Raw genomic sequence first — 19,122 nt, forward strand, 5'->3', positions numbered from 1 at the left:
AGTTTAAAGGCCCAGCCATAAAAAACCCCGCGCTTCTTTCGAAGGCGGGGTTTTTTAATGCTCGATGACTCAGTGTGCGTAGGTCAGCAACAGCTCTTTCGGCACTTGGAAATCCAGGGACATCATCACGCTGAGCGCGGTGATGGTGAAGATCGAGAACACGAACAGCTTGCGCGCCCAGACGGTGTCGTCCACCGCCTTGTAGCCGGTCCAGGCCATGTACAACCAGTACATGCCCATGGCCGCCGCGACGGCGAGGTAGCTCATGCCGGCGTAGCCACTGAAGGTCAACATCAAGGTCGCCACGAGGAAGGCCAGGATGTAGAGCAGGATGTGTTTCTTGGCTACCTGGATGCCACGTTTGACCGGCAGAACCGGAATCGAAGCAGCCAGGTAGTCATTGAAGCGGAAGATCGCGATGGCATACGAGTGCGGCATCTGCCACAGGCTGAACATCACCAGCAGCACCAGCGCGGCCATGTCGAAGCTATTGGTCACAGCCACATAACCAATCACCGGTGGCATCGCACCCGACAGGCTGCCGACCAGCGTGCCGTGAACCGACTTGCGCTTGAGGTACAGGCTGTAGAGGCCGACGTAGATGACAAAACCGATCACGGCAAACAGCGCCGCCAGCGGGTTGGCCACCTTGTACAACAATGCCACGCCGGCAACACCCAGGACGGTCGCGAACAGCAGTGCCAGTTTCAGGGAGATCAGGCCCTGGACCAGCACACGGTTCTTGGTGCGTTCCATCTTGATGTCGATGTCGCGGTCGATGCAGTTGTTGAACACGCAACCGGAAGCTACCACCAGGGAAGTGCCGATCATTGCAGCCAGGAAAATGGCCAGATCGACATGTCCCTTGGAGGCCAGGAAAAAACCGCCTGCCACAGAAAGCACGTTACCGAAAATGATCCCCGGTTTGGTGATTTGGATAAAGTGCTTAAGCGACATCGGGTTTTACCTCACTTCGCCATCATGAACGTATGGATGCTGAACATGATCCAGATCGACAGACCAACCAGCAGCAGGATCACAAGGCCTGCGAACACAAATGCAATCACGTTATCGCGCTGCTCTTTGGAACGGTCCAGGTGCAGGAAGTACACCAGGTGAACCAGAACCTGAATCACCGCGAATGCCAGAACGATCATCAAGGTGATCGACTTCGGCAGGGTCGGGTACATCACCAGACCGAACGGGATGAGCGTCAGGATTACCGACAGGATGAAGCCGATGGCGTACGACTTAACGCTGCCGTGGCTCGCATCATGGCTGTCATGGTCATGGGAGTGTGCATTAGCCATTACAGAGTCCCCATCAGGTAAACAACGGTGAAGACGCAGATCCAGACCACGTCCAGGAAGTGCCAGAACAGGCTCAGGCAGCTCAGGCGAGTCTTGTTGGTGTTGGTCAGGCCGTGTTTATTGACCTGATACATCATCACCGCCATCCACAGCAGGCCGGCAGATACGTGCAGACCGTGGGTACCTACCAGCGTGAAGAACGCGGACAGGAAGCCGGAACGGTGCGGGCCGTAGCCTTCGGAGATCAGCAGGTGGAACTCGTTGATCTCCATGCCGATGAAGCCCAGACCGAACAGGAAGGTCAGTGCCAACCAGCTCAGTACGCCTTTCTTGCTGCCCTTGTAGAAGGCCAGCATGGCGAAGCCGTAGGTGATCGAACTGAACAACAGCAAGGCGGTTTCGCCGAGCACGTAAGGCAGTTCGAAGATGTCGTGGCCCGACGGGCCACCCGCTACGTTGTTTACCAGTACCGCGTACACCGCGAAGATCGACGCAAACAAGATGCAGTCGGTCATCAGGTAGAGCCAGAAACCGAATACGGTCATTGGCCCCGAGTCGTGGTGATGGTCATCGTGCCCATGGTCATCGACATGGGCGTGTCCAGCATTGGTCACTAAGTTCGACATGGTTTAAGCCTGTTCCAACGAGGTTTCTACACGGTTGGCCGGGATTTTCTTCTCGGCTACCAGGCGAGCGTGTTGCTCGGCTTCGATGCGCTCGATCGTCTCGACCGGCACCATGTAGCCTTGATCATCACGGGCAGCGTGAATGATGAAGTAACCGATGGTGCCTACCAGGCCCACGATTGCCAGCCACCAGATGTGCCAGATCATCGCGAAACCGAACACGGTCAACAGCGCGCCCATCACCACGCCAGTGGCGGTGTTGTTCGGCATGTGGATCGGCTCGTAGTGCTTGGGTTGCTGGTACGCAGTACCGTCTTCCTTGGCTTCGGTGAACGCATCGATCGTGTTCGCAGTAGGAATCACAGCGAAGTTGTAGAACGGCGGAGGCGACGAAGTCGACCATTCCAGGGTGTGGCCATTCCATGGGTCGCCGGATTCGCAAGCGTTCTGCTTACGGTCACGGATACTCACGTACAGCTGGATCAGCTGGCAGGCGATACCGGCAGCGATCATCAACGCACCGAACATGGCGACGTACAGGTACGGCACCCACTCAGGGTTGGTGGTGGCGTTCAGACGACGGGTCATGCCCATGAAGCCCAATGCGTAGAGCGGCATGAACGCGACGAAGAAGCCCGAGATCCAGAACCAGAATGCAGCCTTGCCCCAACCTTCGTGCAGCTTGAAGCCGAACGCTTTCGGGAAGTAGAAGCTGAAACCAGCGATGTAACCGAATACAGCACCACCGATGATCACGTTGTGGAAGTGAGCAATCACGAACAGGCTGTTGTGCAGTACGAAGTCAGCACCCGGAATGGCCAGCAGTACGCCGGTCATGCCGCCGATAGCGAAGGTCACCATGAAACCCAGGGTCCACAGAACCTGGCTGGTGATGCGCAGACGGCCGTGGTAGATGGTGAATAGCCAGTTGAATAGCTTCACCCCCGTCGGGATGGAAATCAACATGGTCGCCAGGCCGAAGAAGGCGTTGACGCTGGCACCCGAGCCCATGGTGAAGAAGTGGTGCAGCCACACCATGAAGCCCAGTACCGAGATTGCGCCCGATGCGTAAACCATCGAGTGGTGACCGAACAGGCGCTTGCCGGTAAAGGTCGAGATCACTTCAGAGAAGATACCGAACGCTGGCAGGATCAGGATGTACACCTCAGGGTGACCCCATGCCCAGAACAGGTTCACGTACATCATTGGATTGCCACCAAGTTCGTTGGTGAAAATGTGGAAATCCAGGTAACGGTCAAGCGACAGCAGCGCCATGGTAGCGGCCAGGATCGGGAACGAAGCCACGATCAGGACGTTGGCCCAGGTGCAGGTCCAGGTGAAGATCGGCATGTCCATCAGTTTCATGCCAGGGGCGCGCATTTTCAGGACGGTGGCCAGGAAGTTGACCCCCGTCAATGTCGTCCCGAGCCCTGATAACTGTAGCGCCCAGATGTAGTAATCCACACCCACGCCAGGGCTGTACTGAATGCCCGACAACGGCGGATACGCAACCCAACCGGTCTTGGCGAATTCGCCGACGCCCAGGGACAGGTTGATCAGTACCACGCCGGAAACCAGCAGCCAGAAGCTCAAGGAGTTCAGGAACGGATAGGCAACGTCACGCGCACCGATCTGCAGCGGCAAGGCCAGGTTCATCAAGCCGGTGAAGAATGGCATCGCCATGAAGATGATCATGATCACACCGTGAGCGGTGAAGATCTGGTCATAGTGTTCAGGCGGCAGGTAGCCAGGCGAACCCTCGGTGGCCATGGCCAACTGGGTACGCATCATGATGGCGTCGGCAAAACCACGCAGCAGCATGACCATGGCAACGATGACGTACATGACACCGATTTTCTTGTGGTCGACAGACGTCAACCACTCGGTCCACAGGTAGGTCCACTTCTTGAAATACGTAATTGCAGCAAACAGTGCCAGACCACCCAGCGCGATCATGGCGATGGTCACCATTACGATCGGCTCGTGGAACGGGACCGCATCCCAACTTAATTTACCAAACATCGTTTACTCCTCTGCCCCAGCAGTTGAATGCGAGCCCGTGTCAGAACCTTCAACCACGGCCACTTCTTTCTTCTCGTGCTTGACCGGTTTGCCTGGCTTCATACCTTCGTACTTGTCGACGATTTTCTGAAACAGGTCCGGCGTGTACGTGGAGTACAGAGCGACTGGGTTGTTCTGGCTTGGTTTGGCAAGGGCGTCGTATTCAGCTTGATCAAGCTGTTTAGGTGCGGCCTTGACTTTGGCGACCCAGGCGTCGAAATCTTCCTGGCTCGTCGAGATCGCTTTGAATTTCATGCCGGTGAAGCCAGCGCCGCTGTAGTTGGCGGAGATGCCTTCCATTTCAGCTTTCTGGTTGGCGATCAGGTGCAGCTTGGTCTGCATGCCTGCCATCGCGTAGATCTGGCCGCCCAGAGCAGGGATGAAGAACGAGTTCATCACGGCGTCGGAGGTGATCTTGAAGTTCAGCGGAGTGTGCTCCGGGAACTGGATTTCGTTCACAGTGGCGATACCCAGGTCCGGGTAGATGAACAGCCACTTCCAGTCCAGCGCGACCACTTCGATGTTGATCGGCTTGACGTCGGATTCCAGCGGACGGTACGGGTCCAGAGCGTGGGTGGACTTGTAGGTCACATAACCCAGGGCAATGATGATGAGGATCGGCACCAGCCAGACTGCAACTTCGATCTTGGTGGAGTGCGACCACTTCGGCGCGTAGGTGGCGCTGGTGTTCGACGCGCGGTATTTCCAGGCGAAGGCGAAGGTCATGATGATCACGGGGACCACGACCAGCAGCATCAGCAGGGTGGCGGTGATGATCAGGTTTCGTTCATCCAGACCGACCTGTCCTTTTGGGTCGAGCAAGGTCCACTTGCAGCCTCCCAGCATTAACAGCATGCCAAGCAGCGGCAAAAAGCCTAGTAATCGGGGGTACCTGTTTTTACTCATCTCACGACCTCTAAAGCAGCTTGCGCAATGCAGTTGGGTTTTGATCGCCAACACTTCACCCTGCCAAGGGTTGGCATTTCTCTTCGATTGAATAAGAGCCTGCCCGGCACGCCATAAATGGACGTTTCACGGACCTGCGGTGAGTTCTTATTCGATTTCGTGGTTAAAGGCCTTGTTACAGACCAATTCCATTTGGTGCGGATAGTTGAAAGGCTTGCCGGAACCTGGGGTCGCACAGAGCCATCCATCTGCCCCTCGACCGCTCCAATGCTCAAATATTGAACAGCACCGGACATTCAGTGCGGGCGATTGTAGTTAGCTAGCGATGTATAAACCATGTCTTATAAAGAAATAATTTTTATCGATTCCAGCAACAATCCTTCACCAATCTTGCAAAGGTTCGGGATCTTATCGTGTTCGATTCTCAACAAAAACCACAAAAATTGCCGTGTTATTGCGTAAAGCACCACAGCCCTTACAGCTTGTAAGGGCATGCAAAACGGATCCAAGTCCCCATAAAACAAGGCATTCGGACATCACCGATTGGCTCGAACTGCGCGACATTCGTGGCATCGCTCAAACGACGAACTGACAGCACATCTTGGCGGTTTTATGCAAATTTAAGCGGTGGCTCGCTGCGTCAGAAACGTCCTGCGACAGTGTCCGTGTGACAACATGTCGCACGCTGCGCGCACCTGATCTTGTCCTTCGTCACGCCCCTTTCACAAATCCCTACCTACAAAAACGCCCCGTCCTTCCTTGAATGAAGAACGGGGCGTTTCAGTGAGTCGGGTCAGGCCTTGCGTTGGCGATTCCGATAGATGCCCAGTGGCACCAGGATCACTGTCAGCACGAACGCCACGAGCGCCCATTGCGCCAGGGACAAGCCCAGGATCGGCGGATACGGCGTGCTGCAGAAGCCGTCCACTTGGAAGCCCAGCGGGAACACCTTGGCCAGTGGCAACTCATCGACGATCGGTTGCAGCACGTCGATGCCGCAGCTGACCTCGGGGAAGAACTGGGTGTACACGTGATGACCCGCCGCCGCCACGCCGCCCAGGGCACTGAGGACCACCAGCCCTTCAAACAGGGTGACCGCGCCTTTGGTGCGCATGGCAGCGCCGATGAAGGCGAAGACCGCGATCAACAGCAACGCATACCGTTGCAGGATGCACAGCGGGCACGGCGCCTCGCCCAGCACCACTTGCATGTACAGCGCACCGCCGATCAGCGCCAGGCAGATGATGCCCAGCAACACCAGAAAGCGCCGCTCCCTGCCTAAACGCAATTCGTCACTCATCCCCGTTTCCCTTTGCCTGATTATGGTTGTGCCTGATGGGCGCAAGTTTACACACAGGGGATGGTTAAAACATTGGGGGGTTAACGGCGGATTAATCTGGAGGAATAGAGAAACAAATGTGGGAGCGGGCTTGCTCGCGAAGGCGGTGTTTCAGTCGACTTATTAAGTGACTGATCCACCGCTTTCGCGAGCAAGCCCGCTCCCACATTTTGAACAGTGTTGTGCCTGGGACGGTTATTCCAGGGCCGATGCGGGGCCGAAGAATTCGTAGCGCGCCTGGTTATCAGGGACGCCCAAAGCCTTCAGGTGGCGCTTGATGGCGGCCATGAAGCCTTTAGGGCCGAGGAAGTAGGCGTCCAGGTCGCGCTGTTCGGGCAACCAGGCGGCCAGTTGCTCCTGGCTCAGCATCCCAACCTTGTCCGCCGCAGGGCTCACGCCATCGTCTTCGGCGTAGCAGTAGAAGCGCTTGAGCTGCGGGTGCCTGGCCGCCAGGGTGTCCACCCAGTCACGGAACGCATGCACGCCGCCGTTACGCGCGCAGTGGATAAAGTGCACCGGGCGCTCGGTGGCCAGGGCTGCTTCGAGCATCGGCAAAGTCGGTGTGATGCCCACCCCGCCGCTGATCAGCACCAGCGGTTTGTCGCTGGCCGCCAGGGTGAACTCGCCGGATGGCGGGAACAGGTCAAGGGTGGCGCCGACGTGCATCTGGTCATGCAGGTAGTTGGACACTCGCCCACCCGCCTCGCGCTTGACGCTGATGCGGTACACGCCCGCGTCACTCAAGGCGGACAGGGAATAGTTGCGGCGCACCTCCTCGCCCTCCAGCACCAGCTTCATGCCGATGTACTGGCCAGGCGCGGCGGCCAGGATCGGGCCGTTATCCACCGGGGCGAAGTAGAACGAGATGATTTCGTCGCTCTCCTCCACGCGTTTCACCAACAGGAACGGCCGCGCCCCGCGCCAGCCGCCTGGGGCCTGGGCCTTTTCGTCGTAGATCGCGGCTTCGGCGCCGATCAGGATGTCGGCCAGTTGGCCGTAGGCCGCACCCCAGGCACTCATCACCTCAGGCGTGGCGATCTCGCTGCCCAGCACTTCAGAGATGGCACGCAGCAGGCACGCGCCCACAATCGGGTAGTGCTCCGGCAGGATCTGCAACGCCACGTGCTTGTTGATGATCTTGGCCACTAGGTCGCCCAACTGGTCGAGCTGGTCGATATGCCGCGCGTACATCAGCACGCCGTTGGCCAGGGCGCGGGGCTGGTCGCCGCTGGCTTGGTGGGCCTGGTTGAACAGCGGGCGAACCTCGGGGTACTCGCTGAGCATCATGCGGTAGAAATGCGTGATCAGGGCTTCACCGCCGCTTTCCAGCAGGGGCACAGTGGATTTGACGATGGCACGGTCTTGGGCACTAAGCATGGCAGACTCCTGAGTCTTTTTACTGATTGCCCTTCTCTACTCAGTATTCGTGCCAATTTATAAATCGTTATTTTTCAATGACTTGAGTATTACCTAGTCAATATGACTTCCTACGCGATATAGTCATTAGGACTATAAGGAGTCAATATGACTGCACAATCCCTGCTCACCACCCTGCTGCCGCTGGTCGCCGACCTGTCCCGCGAGCTGCCCGAAGGCGAGCGCTACCGGCGGCTGCTGCAAGCCATGCGCGCCCTGCTGCCGTGCGACGCCGCCGCGTTGTTGCGCCTGGACGGTGAATGGCTGGTGCCACTGGCGGTGGATGGCTTGAGCGCCGACACCCTTGGCCGGCGCTTCAAGGTCAGCGAGCACCCGCGCTTCGGCGTGCTGCTGAGCAGCCCGGGCCCAACCCGTTTTGACAGCGACAGCGAACTGCCCGACCCCTACGACGGCCTGGTTGATGGCCTGCATGGGCACCTGGAGGTGCATGACTGCATGGGCTGCCCGCTGTTTATCGAAGACAAACCCTGGGGCCTGCTGACCCTCGACGCCCTCGACACCGAGCGTTTCGAGCGCGTCGAACTGGATGCCCTGCAAGCCTTCGCCAGCTTGGCTGCGGCCACGGTCAACGTCGCTGAACGCATCGAGCGCCTGGCGTTGCGCGCCGAAGATGAGCATCAGCGCGCCGAGATCTACCGCCAGGCCAGCGGCCAGCAGCACAAGGAAATGATCGGCCAGAGCAAGGCACACAAGCACTTGGTCGAGGAAATCAAACTGGTGGGCGGCAGTGACCTGACCGTGTTGATCACCGGCGAAACCGGCGTGGGCAAAGAGCTGGTGGCCCAGGCTATCCACGCGGCATCGGACCGCGCGGACAAGCCCTTGATCAGCCTCAACTGCGCCGCACTCCCGGAAACCCTGGTGGAGAGCGAGCTGTTCGGGCATGTGCGCGGGGCCTTTACCGGCGCGTTGAACGAGCGCCGTGGCAAGTTCGAGCTGGCCAATGGCGGCACTCTGTTCCTGGATGAAGTGGGCGAGTTGTCGCTGACCGTGCAGGCCAAGCTGCTGCGCGTGCTGCAAAGCGGCCAGTTACAGCGCCTGGGTTCGGACAAGGAACACCAAGTGGACGTGCGCCTGATCGCCGCGACCAACCGCGACCTGGCCGAAGAAGTGCGCAATGGCCGCTACCGCGCCGACTTCTATCACCGTTTGAGCGTGTATCCGCTGCAAGTGCCGGCGCTGCGTGAACGCGGTCGCGATGTGTTGTTGCTGGCGGGTTTTTTCCTCGAACAGAACCGCTCACGCATGGGCCTGGGCAGCCTGCGCCTGACCAGCGATGCCCAGGCGGCGCTGTTGGCCTACAACTGGCCGGGCAATGTGCGCGAGCTGGAACATTTGGTCGGACGCAGCGCGCTAAAAGCACTGGGAAACTGTCGCGAACGTCCGAAGATTTTGAGCCTCAGTGCCCAGGACCTCGACTTGCCCGACGTCAGCGCCTCGCCGGTGATCGAAGCACAGGCCGACACCGCCGCCGTCGCCACCGGCGACCTGCGCCAGGCCACCGAACACTATCAACGCCAAATCATCAGCGCCTGCCTGGAGCGCCACCAGCACAACTGGGCCAGCGCCGCCCGCGAACTCGGCCTCGACCGCGCCAACCTGGGCCGAATGGCCAAACGCCTCGGCCTCAAATAACCCAGACAAATGTGGGAGCAACTCAGCCACTGTGGGAGTCAACTCGGTCAAGGTGGGAGCTGGCTTGCCTGCGAAAGCGGTGTACCAGTTAAAATCGAACCAACTGACACACCGCCATCGCAGGCAAGCCAGCTCCCACATTAGATCTGCTTTACCTTAAAAACCGGATTCACAGGCTGGCTCGGCCTAGCCTTCCTAAACACCAACACATTCCCCAACATCACCAACACCAACCCCATCAACGCTGGCGCCGTCCACTGATACCCCTCGGCAAACGCCGACACATTCAGCGCCACCACCGGAAACAGCACCGTGCAATACGCCGCGCGCTCCGGCCCCATACGCCCCACCAGCGTCAGGTACGCGGTAAACCCAATCACCGACCCCGGAATCACCAGGTACCACAGCGCCCCGACATACCGCGCGCTCCAATCCATGTCGAAGGGAATCCCACGCACCGCGCAATAAGTCGCCAGCATCACCGAGCCATATGCCATGCCCCAGGCATTGGTGGTCAAGGGCTTGAGCCCCGCCTTCTGCTGCAAACTGGAGAGCATGTTGCCGGCCGAAAAACACATCGTCCCCAACAGCGCCAAGCCCAGGCCCAGCAAGGTCTGCGGGCTGGCGGTATGCCCGACCAACTCAGGCCAGAACAAAAAGCCCAACCCCAGCAGCCCCAGCGCGCCGCCCATCAACACGTTACGCGCCACCCGCTGGCCAAAAAACACCCGCGCATTCAGGGCATTCCACAGCGTGGCCGTGGAAAACACCACCGCCACCAAACCGCTGGGGATCCACTGGCTGGCCGTCAGAAAGCACATGAAGTTGACGCAGAACAGGCACAAGCCCTGGGCCAGGCAGATCAGGTGCCCGCGCCGGTTCATCACCTGCAACCTGCGGCTGAGCAGCAACAGCGCAAACAGCACCAACGCCGCCAGGCCAAAGCGATAGACGATCGACACAGGAATGGCCACGACGCCCAGCTGCCACTTAAGGGCAATCCAGGTGGTGCCCCAGATGAGCACGGTGAGTAAATACAGGAAAAGGTTCATGGTGGGCTCCGGTGGTTGAGCCACAGTGTCGCCCGCCGCCCCGGGAGCGCTCTTGCATATTCTTGCGCTTTTGTCGGGTGCCGGGATCACAGCAACGGCGACGCGGAGTAGGATGCAAGGCGTCGGAGAGAACAACCATGCCAGAGCTGGAATCGCTGCAAGTCTTTCAAGCCCTTAACCGCTCGCCCAACGCACGCCTTGAAGCCTGCGCCGAGCTGGGTGACGGCTTGTCCGCAGCTTTGTGGAGCAATCATCACGACGCCCAGGATTACCAGGCGCCCACCCACCACACGTTGTCCTGCTACATCGGTGGCGGCACCGGCACGTTTCGCCGCGACCAGCCCGGCACCAAGGGCGGCCCCGATAAACTGTGCATCCTGCCGGCCGAGCACCAGTCGGCGTGGGTGATCAACGGCGAGATTCGCCTGGCCCACGTGTATTTCAGCCCGGAGCAATTCGCCCTCGGCTGCGTCACCTTGCTCGACCGCGAACCGCGCGAACTGCAATTGCGCGAAAGCACCTTTCTTGAAGACGCCAGCCAGGCCCGGCGCTTTCACCAGCTGATCGCCCTCAACTGGCACGAGCCCGCCGAGCGCCTGCTGACCAGCAGCCTGGCGCATGAAATGCTCAGCCACACCTTGCTCAGCCAAGTGGGCGCTCGCGACGGGCTGCGTTTGAAAGGCGGGCTGGCCGCGCATCAGCGACGGCTGTTGGTCGACTACATCGACCACCACCTGGAAGACCCGATCAGCCTGGGGCAACTGGCCGGAATGTGCGCGTTGTCCGAATACCATTTCGCGCGGATGTTCCGCCAAAGCTTCGGCCTGCCGCCCCATCAATACCTGCTGGCACGGCGCCTGGCGCGCGCACAAACCTTGCTGCGCAGCGGCGCCCTGCCCCTGGCTGAAATCGCCTGGCTGTGCGGCTTCTCCAGCGCCAGCCACTTCAGCCAACGCTTCCGCCAAGCCATGGGCGCAACCCCAGGCGAATACCGCCAAGCCTTCTGCACCTAGCGCACAACCTCAAGCCAACAAAGATCAAATGTGGAAGTTCAATGTAGAAGACCAATATGGAAAATCAATGTGGGAGACCAATGTGGGAGACCAATGTGGAAGATCAGTGTGGAAGATCCATGTGGAAGATCCATGTGGGAGCGGGCTTGCCCGCGAAGACGTCAGCCCAGCAAACATTGATATTGACTGACCCACCGCTATCGCGGGCAAGCCCGCTCCCACAGGTTTTGCCCTTAAGCGGGTTTTATGGCTACCCCATCAACCCCAACGTCTTGGCCTTCGCCACCGCCTGCGTGCGCCGCTCCACACCGAGCTTGCTGTGTATACGCCGCGCATGAGTCTTGACCGTGTGCAACGAAATAAACAGCCGATCCGCAATTTCCAGATTGGAGTTACCCAGGGCGATCAACTGCAACACTTCCAACTCACGCTGGCTCAACGGGTTCTCCACCGCCCCGGTGGACGACGTTTGCGCCTCCAGGCCCAACTCACTCAACAACCCCGGCGAGCGCAAACGCAGCTCACGAATCGCCTGCTGCACCTGACAGCGCCCCGCCAGCTCCAAACCCGCTTGCAGCGCGCGACGGGCCAACGCCGGATCCCCCAGTTGCCAGGCGACCTCGCCCAGCACCAACTGCAATTCAGTTTCCAGGCAAAGCATGCCGCGTTGCCGGGTGGTGTCGAGCAAGGCCTTCAGCCGCTCAATAGGCTGCTCGGCACAGCCCAACTTCACCTCGGCCAGCACCAGCAAATACTCCAGGCGCGGGATCAGCTCCAATGTGGCCGGCGGTGCTTGCTTGGCACAAGGCCCGCGAAAGTGACGCAGCACCCGACGTACCGCTTCCAGGGTCAATTCGGCGCGGCCCTGCTGCAACCAGAAGTGCCCACTGACCAACAGCAGCACCGCGCGATACACCGTGTCCGGGACGTGGCGTTGCTGCATCAAGCGCTCGGCCTCGCGCAGTTGAATAAAGGCCTGGGCGTAATCCCCACGGTTTGCCGCCAGCAGCGCCAGGCCGAGAAACCCATACAACACGCGCTTGTCCTGGCTGTGCAGGCACATCGTCAAACCGGCCTCGAAGCATTCGGCGGCCAGGCTGTCCTGCCCCTGGCGCAACGCCAGGTGCCCACGCCGCAACGAGATCCGCCCCGCCAAAGGCCCGGCCTTGAGTCGCTGGCGAACCAGCATCGCCTGCACATTTTCCAGCAGGCTTTGCGCCCGATACGGCGCGCCGCGTTGCTCCAGCAATTGCGCGTGATCCAGCTCCAGCAACGCCTCAAGCACTAACGAGCCATGGGCGCGGGCCAGGCACAGGGCTTCGCGATTCAAGGCTTGGCCCACATCCAGTTCACCGCGCAGCAAGGCTTGCTGAGTCAGGCCCGACAGGCACATCAGGCGCGAGGTCCAGGCGCTGTCGGGCAAGGCTTGCAGCGCCTCCAGGAAATGCTCGCGGGAACGCTCGGCATCGCCGCTCAAATGCAACAGCCAGCCCCATTGCGCCTGCCAGCGCGCCAGCAGATAACGCTGTTGCGCCGCCGTCGGTTGCGGCGCGAACCGGGCCAGTTGGTCGATACACACGCCCGCCTGGTCGAAGCGCCCGGCAAACAGCAATGCCGCCGTGACCAAGCCGACCAGTTGCGCCGAGCCGAGCATCAACTCATCGCCATGCTGCTCATGCAGACGTAACAGCAGCACCGCGTTCTGCTGGCGGAACAGGTCTTCAAAACTGAAGTGTTGCAGCAGGCTCACCGCCACTTCATAGGCTTCGGCCAGCAGCGCCTGTTCGAAGGCGGCCTGCCAGTCCTCTTGTGTGGTGAACCATTGGCAGGCTCGGCGGTGCCAGCCGCGCTTGGCCGGCCAAGGCTCATCGCGGATTAACTGCGCCACGGGCGGGAACACCTGCAGCCAATCGGTGGTGTCTTCCCACGGCTGGATAAACGCACCGAGCGCCTGCAAATCGCGCAGGTACTGATCGCCGTCGCCAGCGCCGAACAGGTGCTCACACAGGCTCGGATTGAACCGCGGCAAATGCGCCAATACGCGCCAGGCCTCGGCCAGTTCGGCGGGCAAGGTGCTGAAGAGTTCGTGTTGAAGGTAGTCGAGCAGGGTCTTGTCCGGGTGACCGTCGCCCAGCAAAGCGATGCGCACGCCCGCGCACCAGCCGCCGCTGAATTGCATCACGCTGTCGACGCTTTGCGCGGGGCCGAGCAACTGCTGGATTTCCGCAGGGCTGAACATCAACTCACTGCACGCCAATAACTCATCGTCGAGCAGCAGGCGCGGCCAGTTGCACAGCGGGCGCCGCCGCGTGCCCAGCCACCAGGTCAGCGTCGGGCTGGCGGCGGTGAGCAAACGGTCGAGCAAGGCGTCCAGTTCGGGGGCGGGCAGGCGACAGAAATCATCAAGGAATATCCACGCCGTGGTTTGCCAGCGGCTGAGGTCGAGCAGCAAGGTGGCTTCGTCGATAAACGCCAGGCCAAGGTTTTGCGCCAGCCGGGCGCAGAATGCATCGGCGCTGAGCACGGCGCCATTGAGCGCCAGCCAATACACTTGGCACTCCACCGGCGCCTGCAACGCACACTCGGCGAGCAACGCGCTCTTGCCGCTGCCGCCCGGCGCGCAGAGCAACTTCACCCTGACCTGCGCCGCGAGCAAAGGCTCGGCCAAGCGCGGGCGTAACAGGTGGTGGGCGGACAGCCGTGGCATGAATCCAGGACGGTCCAGGCAGCGTGTCATGGCGGTCATTGCTGCATCCTGCTTTTTATTGTTATGCAACCTGGCGCCTACCCTAGTCCTGTGGTCGGCGGTTGTTGAAGAAGTATTCAGCGGGGTGATTGGCAGGCATAAAAAAGCCGGGATTCCACTCCACCAAAAAGTGGAACCCGGTCAATGTAGGAGCTGGCTTGCCTGCGATGGCGGTGGGTCAGCCAGCCCACCTGTGGCAGGTGTACCGCCATCGCAGGCAAGCCAGCTCCCACAGGTGATTGCATTTCAATTGAAGATCAGCGCACGCCCTCAGACCTCAACGCCGCCGGGGTGTAGTCCGCCGCCTTGGCCGCAAAGCCGAACACGAAACTGTGTTTTTCCTCGTTCTTCATCCCCAGCGCGATGTAGCGCCCGGCGATGATGTCGTACAGCGTTTCCACGGTGTAGGCCGGCACTTGGTGGTCGTAGTAGAACTGCGCATGGCCTTCGGCGACACGCCACAGTTGGCCACGGCCGTCGTAGTGATCCACCAGCGCGACTTGCCAGCTGTCTTCGTCGATGTACATGTGGCGCTTGGCGTAGATGTGCCGCTCGCTCGGCTTGACGGTGCCGACCACTTCCCACACCCGGTGCAGCTCATAACGGGTCAGGTCCTGATTGATATGCCCGGCCTTGATGATGTCGTCGTACTTGAGGGTCGGCGAATCGAGCTTGTAGCTGTTGTAGGGGATGTACATCTCTTTTTTGCCCACCAGCTTCCAGTCGTAGCGGTCGGGGGCACCGGAGAACATGTCGAAGTTGTCAGTGGTGCGCAGGCCGTCGGAGGCGGTGCCCGGGCCGTCGTAAGACACTTGCGGCGCGCGGCGCACACGGCGCTGACCGGCGTTGTAGATCCAGGCCAGGCGCGGCTCCTTCACCTGGTCGAGGGTTTCATGCACCAGCAGCACGTTGCCCGCCAGGCGTGCCGGGGCAGTCACCGATTGCTTGAAGAAGCTCAGCACGTTGGCCGCCTTGGCCTGGTCGATATCCGGGATGGCTTGAGGCACCGCCACTTCTTCTTCGAAGCGGATCGGCGTGTAGCTGCCATTCGTTTGCGGGGTGGCCTGGGTGATGATGCGCTTGAGGTTGCCGCCGTGGTAACGGGTGATGTGGTTCCACAGCACCTCCACGCCATTCTTCGGAATCGGGAAGGCGTAGTAGCGGTTGCCGGTGAAGTTTTCCAGGCCATTGCCGTCGTTGATCGCGTGCACATTAAGCGCACTGCGCTTGATCGACTCGTAGATGTCCGGCGGCAGGTTAACCGTGCGGTGGGTCGGGTACACCGGGATCTTGTAGGTCTCGGGGTAGCGCTTGAACATCGCCACCTGGCCGTCGGAGAGTTTGTCTTTGTATTTGTCGACCGTGGCGGCGGTGATCACGAACAGCGGTTTTTCGTTGGCAAACGGGTCGGCCAGAAAGCCCTTGCTGTCCACCACGCCAGCGTTTTTGGGGATGCCGCCGGTCCAGGCCGGGATCGAGCCGTCGGCGTTGCCGGCTTTTTCGGCGCCGACCGGCGTGAGGCTGGTACCGAGCTTGGCGGCTTCTTCAGGCGACACCGCCGCCATCACGTGGGCGGCCAGCAGACTCAGGGCCATCACTGCAAATATCTTACGCATAGGTTGTTGTCCTTCCTTAAACCTGATCAGAAGTTCACGCCGAAGCTGAGGGCGATAAAGTCGCGGTCGGTGAGGGTGTTGTAGTCGCCGCCGAAAAAGTCGGTGTAGCTAAGGCTGGCGGTGTAGGTGTTGCGGTAGTCCGCGTCCACGCCGACGCTGATCGCCTTGGCGCCTTCGTTGAAAATCCCGTTGGGTCCGTAACCGCTGACGTCATGGGACCAGGACAGGTTGGGCTTGAGGTTCACCCCGGCAAACACGTTGTTGTAGTCGAGGATGGCGCGGGCGCGATAACCCCAGGAGTTGGCGGTGACAAAGCCATCGGTGTCGCCTTGGAAACCATAGGCGCCGTACACCGAGTCACGGCCGTAGCGCAGTTTGGTTTTGGCCTCCAGCCCGCCGACGTGCACGAACGCCGCCTCGCCCACCAAGGTCAGGCGTTCGGCGCCCAGCACCTGGTCGAAGAACTGGGTCATGGTGCTCTGGATCTGGGTGATTTCCTTGCGGCGATAACCGGCGTTATCCGAGCCGAACGAGCTGCGGATCGGCGAGGCGGTTTGGCCGGCGATCGGGTTGACCAGCGCCAGGGTCAGGTCGGTGGTGTTGAGTTGCACTGGCGCGTTCGGGCGATAGCTGATTTCGCCGGTCCAGGCGGTGCCGGTGGGCAAAGTGGTGGAAAAACTGGCGCCGTAAAGGCGAATGTCTTCCGGGTAATCGAGGTAATACTGGCCACGCCCGAGCATGGTGCTCTGGGCCAGGCCCGAGCCGCTGCCAGGTGCGATGGCATTGGCGGTGGCCGCAATTCGGCCGATGGTCGCCAGGTTGGTGTTGGCGGTCAGCGTGCCCACGGTCGGCGTGCGGCTGTGGTAGTTCATGAAGTACAGGCCGTACTCGGTGTCATCGCCGAGCCAGCGCAAGGCCGCACCGAACTGGCCGCCATCGCGGGCCTCGCGGTCCTTGGCGCGCTGCACCACCACGCCTTCGCGCGTGACTTGAAAGCCCTGGCCGAACGCTGCGGCCACCGGTTGCAACGGCGCAATCGCCGGGCTGCCGACGGTGTAGTTGCTGTTGCAGCCATGGGCGACCACGTCGTTACCAAAGAAGGTGCCGCAGTTATCCACCACGGTGTTTTCCCAGTTCAGTTGGTAGAAACCTTCAACCGAAAGCTGATTGGTGAGGCTCTGGGAGGCAAACAGCATGTTCACCGGAATCAGGCCTTCCTTGATCTCCGCACCTGGACGGCGGAAGGCCGACACGTCGATGGGGTTGATGCTGTTGATCGAGTTGCCGATGAACGTACTCTCGCCCCAACTCACCACTTGCTTGCCGACGCGCACGTTGCCGGGCAGGTCGCCAATCGAATAGTTGTGATAGACGAAGGCGTCGAGCAGCTCATAGCCGGAAGAGCGCGCGCCTTCGTCGCGATGGTGGTTGCTGATCTGTTTGAACTCGCGTTCTTCGTCCTGCAGTTCGAAGTCGTACCAGTATTTGCCGCGCACGAATACGCCGCTGTCGCCGTATTTGAGCTCCAGGTCGTGGATGCCCTTGAAGATCTTGGAGAAGGTCTCGCCCTTCTTGAAATTCAGCCGCCCGTCATCACCGGTAGACGCCTGCCCCGTGCCGCCATTGGGCACGCCCACCAGCTTCTTGTCGGCATCGCGCATGCCCCAACTGGCGCCCACCGACAGCGAGGAATCGAATTGCCCTTCGATCTCGCCAATGTTGAACGAAACAGCCTGTGCCTGGGCGCAGCAGCCCAGAGCAACCGCCGCAGCCAGCGCCTGTGGCGTGAAGATGGCGCGCATTGTTGTTTTTGTCATGCGTCTTCCCCGGTGAGTGACAGAAGGCCCCACCCTACTGCCGCTCGTCAGGAGCGATAAGCGCACCAAAGGGGTATTCGCAGTGTCGCTCGAAAGGATTAACAGGCGCTCTGGCCGGGGTTTGCGCACGGCTATGGATTGGATAGATGACGGGTTATCAAAAAGATAGATAGGGCGATGATCATTCCCACGCTCCGCGTGGGAATGCCTCCAGGGACGCTCCGCGTCCCTCTGAAGCCCGTCACCGTCTGCATTTCCACGCGGAACGCAAGAACGATCGTTACTGATTTGGTAACAGTCCTTGTCCTGAACCGCTATTACTCATTTTGTTACAGACGACTATTCTTAGCGGGCTTTCAGGGCAAACAGCCCGCTTGTGTAAAAGCAGGAAAAGTCTGATTCCAATAGATTGACCCGTTGTATCAATCTATTACCGCTGTTCACTGACGTTGATTTGTCGCTCCTTGATCCAACGTCTTACTTCGGCCGCTGCCTTTGCAGCGGCCTTTTTTATGCCTGCAATAAAACGGGGCGCTATCAGCGCCCCGTCAGATTCAATCATGTTCAAGCAACGATCAGAGGCTGAACTTCTGCAAGTTGGCCATCATCTCCTTCAATGCCTCGATATTGTCCTTGGGATGAGCCGCGCCTTCAAAGTCGCAAATCTGCGCCCAGTGCGCCGCCACATCATCCGGTGAAAACCCGGCTTCGGGGTCAAACCCCACACCCAGGCTGCGCTCCCAACGGGTCTTGCCGATCCAGCCGCCGCCCACTTCAAACAACCCCGCCGTTTCCTGGCACGCTTCGCTGCCCAGGTACACCACCAACGGGCTGACCAGCTCCGGCTTGAGGCGCTCGAACACTTGCGGCGGAATCAGGCCTTCGGTCATACGCGTGCCGCCGGTGGGGGCGATGGCGTTGACCAGGATGTTGTTCTTGCGCCCTTCCAGTGCCAGGGTGCGGGTCAAGCCATACAAACCCAGCTTGGCCATGCCGTAGTTGGATTGGCCGAAGTTGCCGTAGATGCCCGAGGTGGACGCGGTAAAGATCACCCGGCCATAACCCTGCTCGCGCAAATGCGGCCAGGCGGCGCGGGTGACTTTGTAGGCGCCTTCGACATGCACCCGGTAAACCAGGTCCCAGTCGCTGTCGTCCATTTTGTGGAAGGTCTTGTCGCGCAGGATGCCGGCGTTGTTCACCACCACATCGATGCGACCGAACACGTCGAGCGCGTGCTGCACGATTTTGTCACCGTCGGTGACGGAGTCATGGTTGGCTTCGGCAATGCCGCCCGCCTCGCGGATCTCGGCGACCACGCGGTCGGCGGCCGAGGCATTGGCGCCTTCGCCCTGGGTAGAACCGCCGAGGTCATTGACCAGCACTTTGGCACCGTGCCGGGCGAACAGCAGCGCATGCGCCCGGCCCAACCCACCGCCGGCACCGGTGACGATCACGACCTTATCCTGGAACTGCACTGACTCACTCATACCGAACTCCGCTGGCCACAATGGGAATAGCTTGAGTGTCAGGCACACAGCCTCTGGTCACAATAAAGTCGGCCGAG

Annotated in this window: 14 protein-coding genes and 1 pseudogene; 3 read left to right on the top strand and 12 right to left on the bottom strand. The window is 60.2% G+C overall.

Annotated features, from left to right (window positions below; genetic code table 11):
* Positions 1-69: 69 nt before the first annotated feature.
* Genes cyoE through cyoA form a run of 5 tightly spaced genes read right to left on the bottom strand, consistent with a single transcriptional unit; the run spans position 70 to position 4,903 of the window.
* Positions 70-957, bottom strand: a complete 888-nt coding sequence (cyoE, locus tag L8I05_RS19650; protein WP_016971085.1) for a heme o synthase — start codon at positions 955-957, stop codon at positions 70-72.
* An 11-nt stretch (positions 958-968) separates the two neighbouring features.
* Positions 969-1,310, bottom strand: a complete 342-nt coding sequence (gene cyoD / locus L8I05_RS19655) for a cytochrome o ubiquinol oxidase subunit IV (protein ID WP_010206434.1) — start codon at positions 1,308-1,310, stop codon at positions 969-971.
* Positions 1,310-1,936 carry a cytochrome o ubiquinol oxidase subunit III gene (locus L8I05_RS19660; protein WP_056858318.1) on the bottom strand — a complete coding sequence of 209 codons (627 nt, stop codon included), beginning with the start codon at positions 1,934-1,936 and terminating at the stop codon, positions 1,310-1,312. Before L8I05_RS19660 ends, cyoD begins: the two co-directional genes overlap by 1 nt.
* Before the next feature lie 3 nt (positions 1,937-1,939).
* Positions 1,940-3,958: a cytochrome o ubiquinol oxidase subunit I gene (gene cyoB, locus L8I05_RS19665; protein ID WP_053257915.1), complete on the bottom strand. Its 2,019-nt coding sequence runs from the start codon at positions 3,956-3,958 to the stop codon at positions 1,940-1,942.
* A 3-nt stretch (positions 3,959-3,961) separates the two neighbouring features.
* A complete protein-coding gene (gene cyoA, locus L8I05_RS19670) occupies positions 3,962-4,903 on the bottom strand; it encodes a ubiquinol oxidase subunit II (RefSeq protein WP_177019165.1) in 942 nt (313 codons plus the stop codon).
* 27 nt (positions 4,904-4,930) lie between these two features.
* On the opposite strand from cyoA, the pseudogene L8I05_RS29555 reads away from it, so the two are divergent.
* Positions 4,931-5,185 (top strand): annotated as a pseudogene (locus tag L8I05_RS29555) (hypothetical protein).
* 511 nt (positions 5,186-5,696) lie between these two features.
* Here the strand turns inward: L8I05_RS29555 and L8I05_RS19675 are convergent.
* Both L8I05_RS19675 and hmpA read right to left on the bottom strand, forming a co-directional pair.
* Positions 5,697-6,203 carry a disulfide bond formation protein B gene (locus tag L8I05_RS19675; protein ID WP_242171089.1) on the bottom strand — a complete coding sequence of 169 codons (507 nt, stop codon included), beginning with the start codon at positions 6,201-6,203 and terminating at the stop codon, positions 5,697-5,699.
* A 234-nt stretch (positions 6,204-6,437) separates the two neighbouring features.
* Positions 6,438-7,619: an NO-inducible flavohemoprotein gene (gene hmpA, locus L8I05_RS19680; RefSeq protein ID WP_242171090.1), complete on the bottom strand. Its 1,182-nt coding sequence runs from the start codon at positions 7,617-7,619 to the stop codon at positions 6,438-6,440.
* Between the two features lie 147 nt (positions 7,620-7,766).
* Here hmpA and norR point away from each other — a divergent pair, with 147 nt between their 5' ends.
* Complete coding sequence (norR, locus tag L8I05_RS19685) at positions 7,767-9,314, top strand: nitric oxide reductase transcriptional regulator NorR (RefSeq protein WP_242171093.1); 1,548 nt, start codon at positions 7,767-7,769, stop codon at positions 9,312-9,314.
* Between the two features lie 140 nt (positions 9,315-9,454).
* On the opposite strand, the gene L8I05_RS19690 is transcribed toward norR, so the two are convergent.
* Positions 9,455-10,366, bottom strand: a complete 912-nt coding sequence (locus tag L8I05_RS19690; RefSeq protein ID WP_242171096.1) for a DMT family transporter — start codon at positions 10,364-10,366, stop codon at positions 9,455-9,457.
* 137 nt (positions 10,367-10,503) lie between these two features.
* Between L8I05_RS19690 and L8I05_RS19695 the strand changes: the two genes are divergently transcribed.
* Positions 10,504-11,379: an AraC family transcriptional regulator gene (locus L8I05_RS19695; protein WP_242171098.1), complete on the top strand. Its 876-nt coding sequence runs from the start codon at positions 10,504-10,506 to the stop codon at positions 11,377-11,379.
* A gap of 250 nt (positions 11,380-11,629) precedes the next feature.
* Here L8I05_RS19695 and L8I05_RS19700 read toward each other — a convergent pair whose 3' ends face one another.
* The 4 genes from L8I05_RS19700 to L8I05_RS19715 all read right to left on the bottom strand — a co-directional run bounded on the left by L8I05_RS19700 (position 11,630) and on the right by L8I05_RS19715 (position 19,045).
* Positions 11,630-14,125: a LuxR C-terminal-related transcriptional regulator gene (locus L8I05_RS19700; RefSeq protein WP_242171099.1), complete on the bottom strand. Its 2,496-nt coding sequence runs from the start codon at positions 14,123-14,125 to the stop codon at positions 11,630-11,632.
* Positions 14,126-14,382: 257 nt separating this feature from the next.
* Positions 14,383-15,741: a DUF1329 domain-containing protein gene (locus tag L8I05_RS19705; RefSeq protein ID WP_242171100.1), complete on the bottom strand. Its 1,359-nt coding sequence runs from the start codon at positions 15,739-15,741 to the stop codon at positions 14,383-14,385.
* A 26-nt stretch (positions 15,742-15,767) separates the two neighbouring features.
* The gene (locus L8I05_RS19710; RefSeq protein WP_242171101.1) at positions 15,768-17,558 is read right to left on the bottom strand and encodes a DUF1302 domain-containing protein; all 1,791 of its coding nucleotides are present in this window, start codon (positions 17,556-17,558) and stop codon (positions 15,768-15,770) included.
* A gap of 575 nt (positions 17,559-18,133) precedes the next feature.
* Positions 18,134-19,045 (bottom strand): SDR family oxidoreductase, encoded by a 912-nt coding sequence (locus L8I05_RS19715; RefSeq protein WP_159959775.1) that lies wholly within the window; start codon positions 19,043-19,045, stop codon positions 18,134-18,136.
* Between the last annotated feature and the right edge of the window lie 77 nt (positions 19,046-19,122).

This window comes from Pseudomonas sp. MONT-RG-20F-20-E-7-02 (assembly GCF_022662395.1).
In the GTDB taxonomy this organism is placed as follows: domain Bacteria; phylum Pseudomonadota; class Gammaproteobacteria; order Pseudomonadales; family Pseudomonadaceae; genus Aquipseudomonas.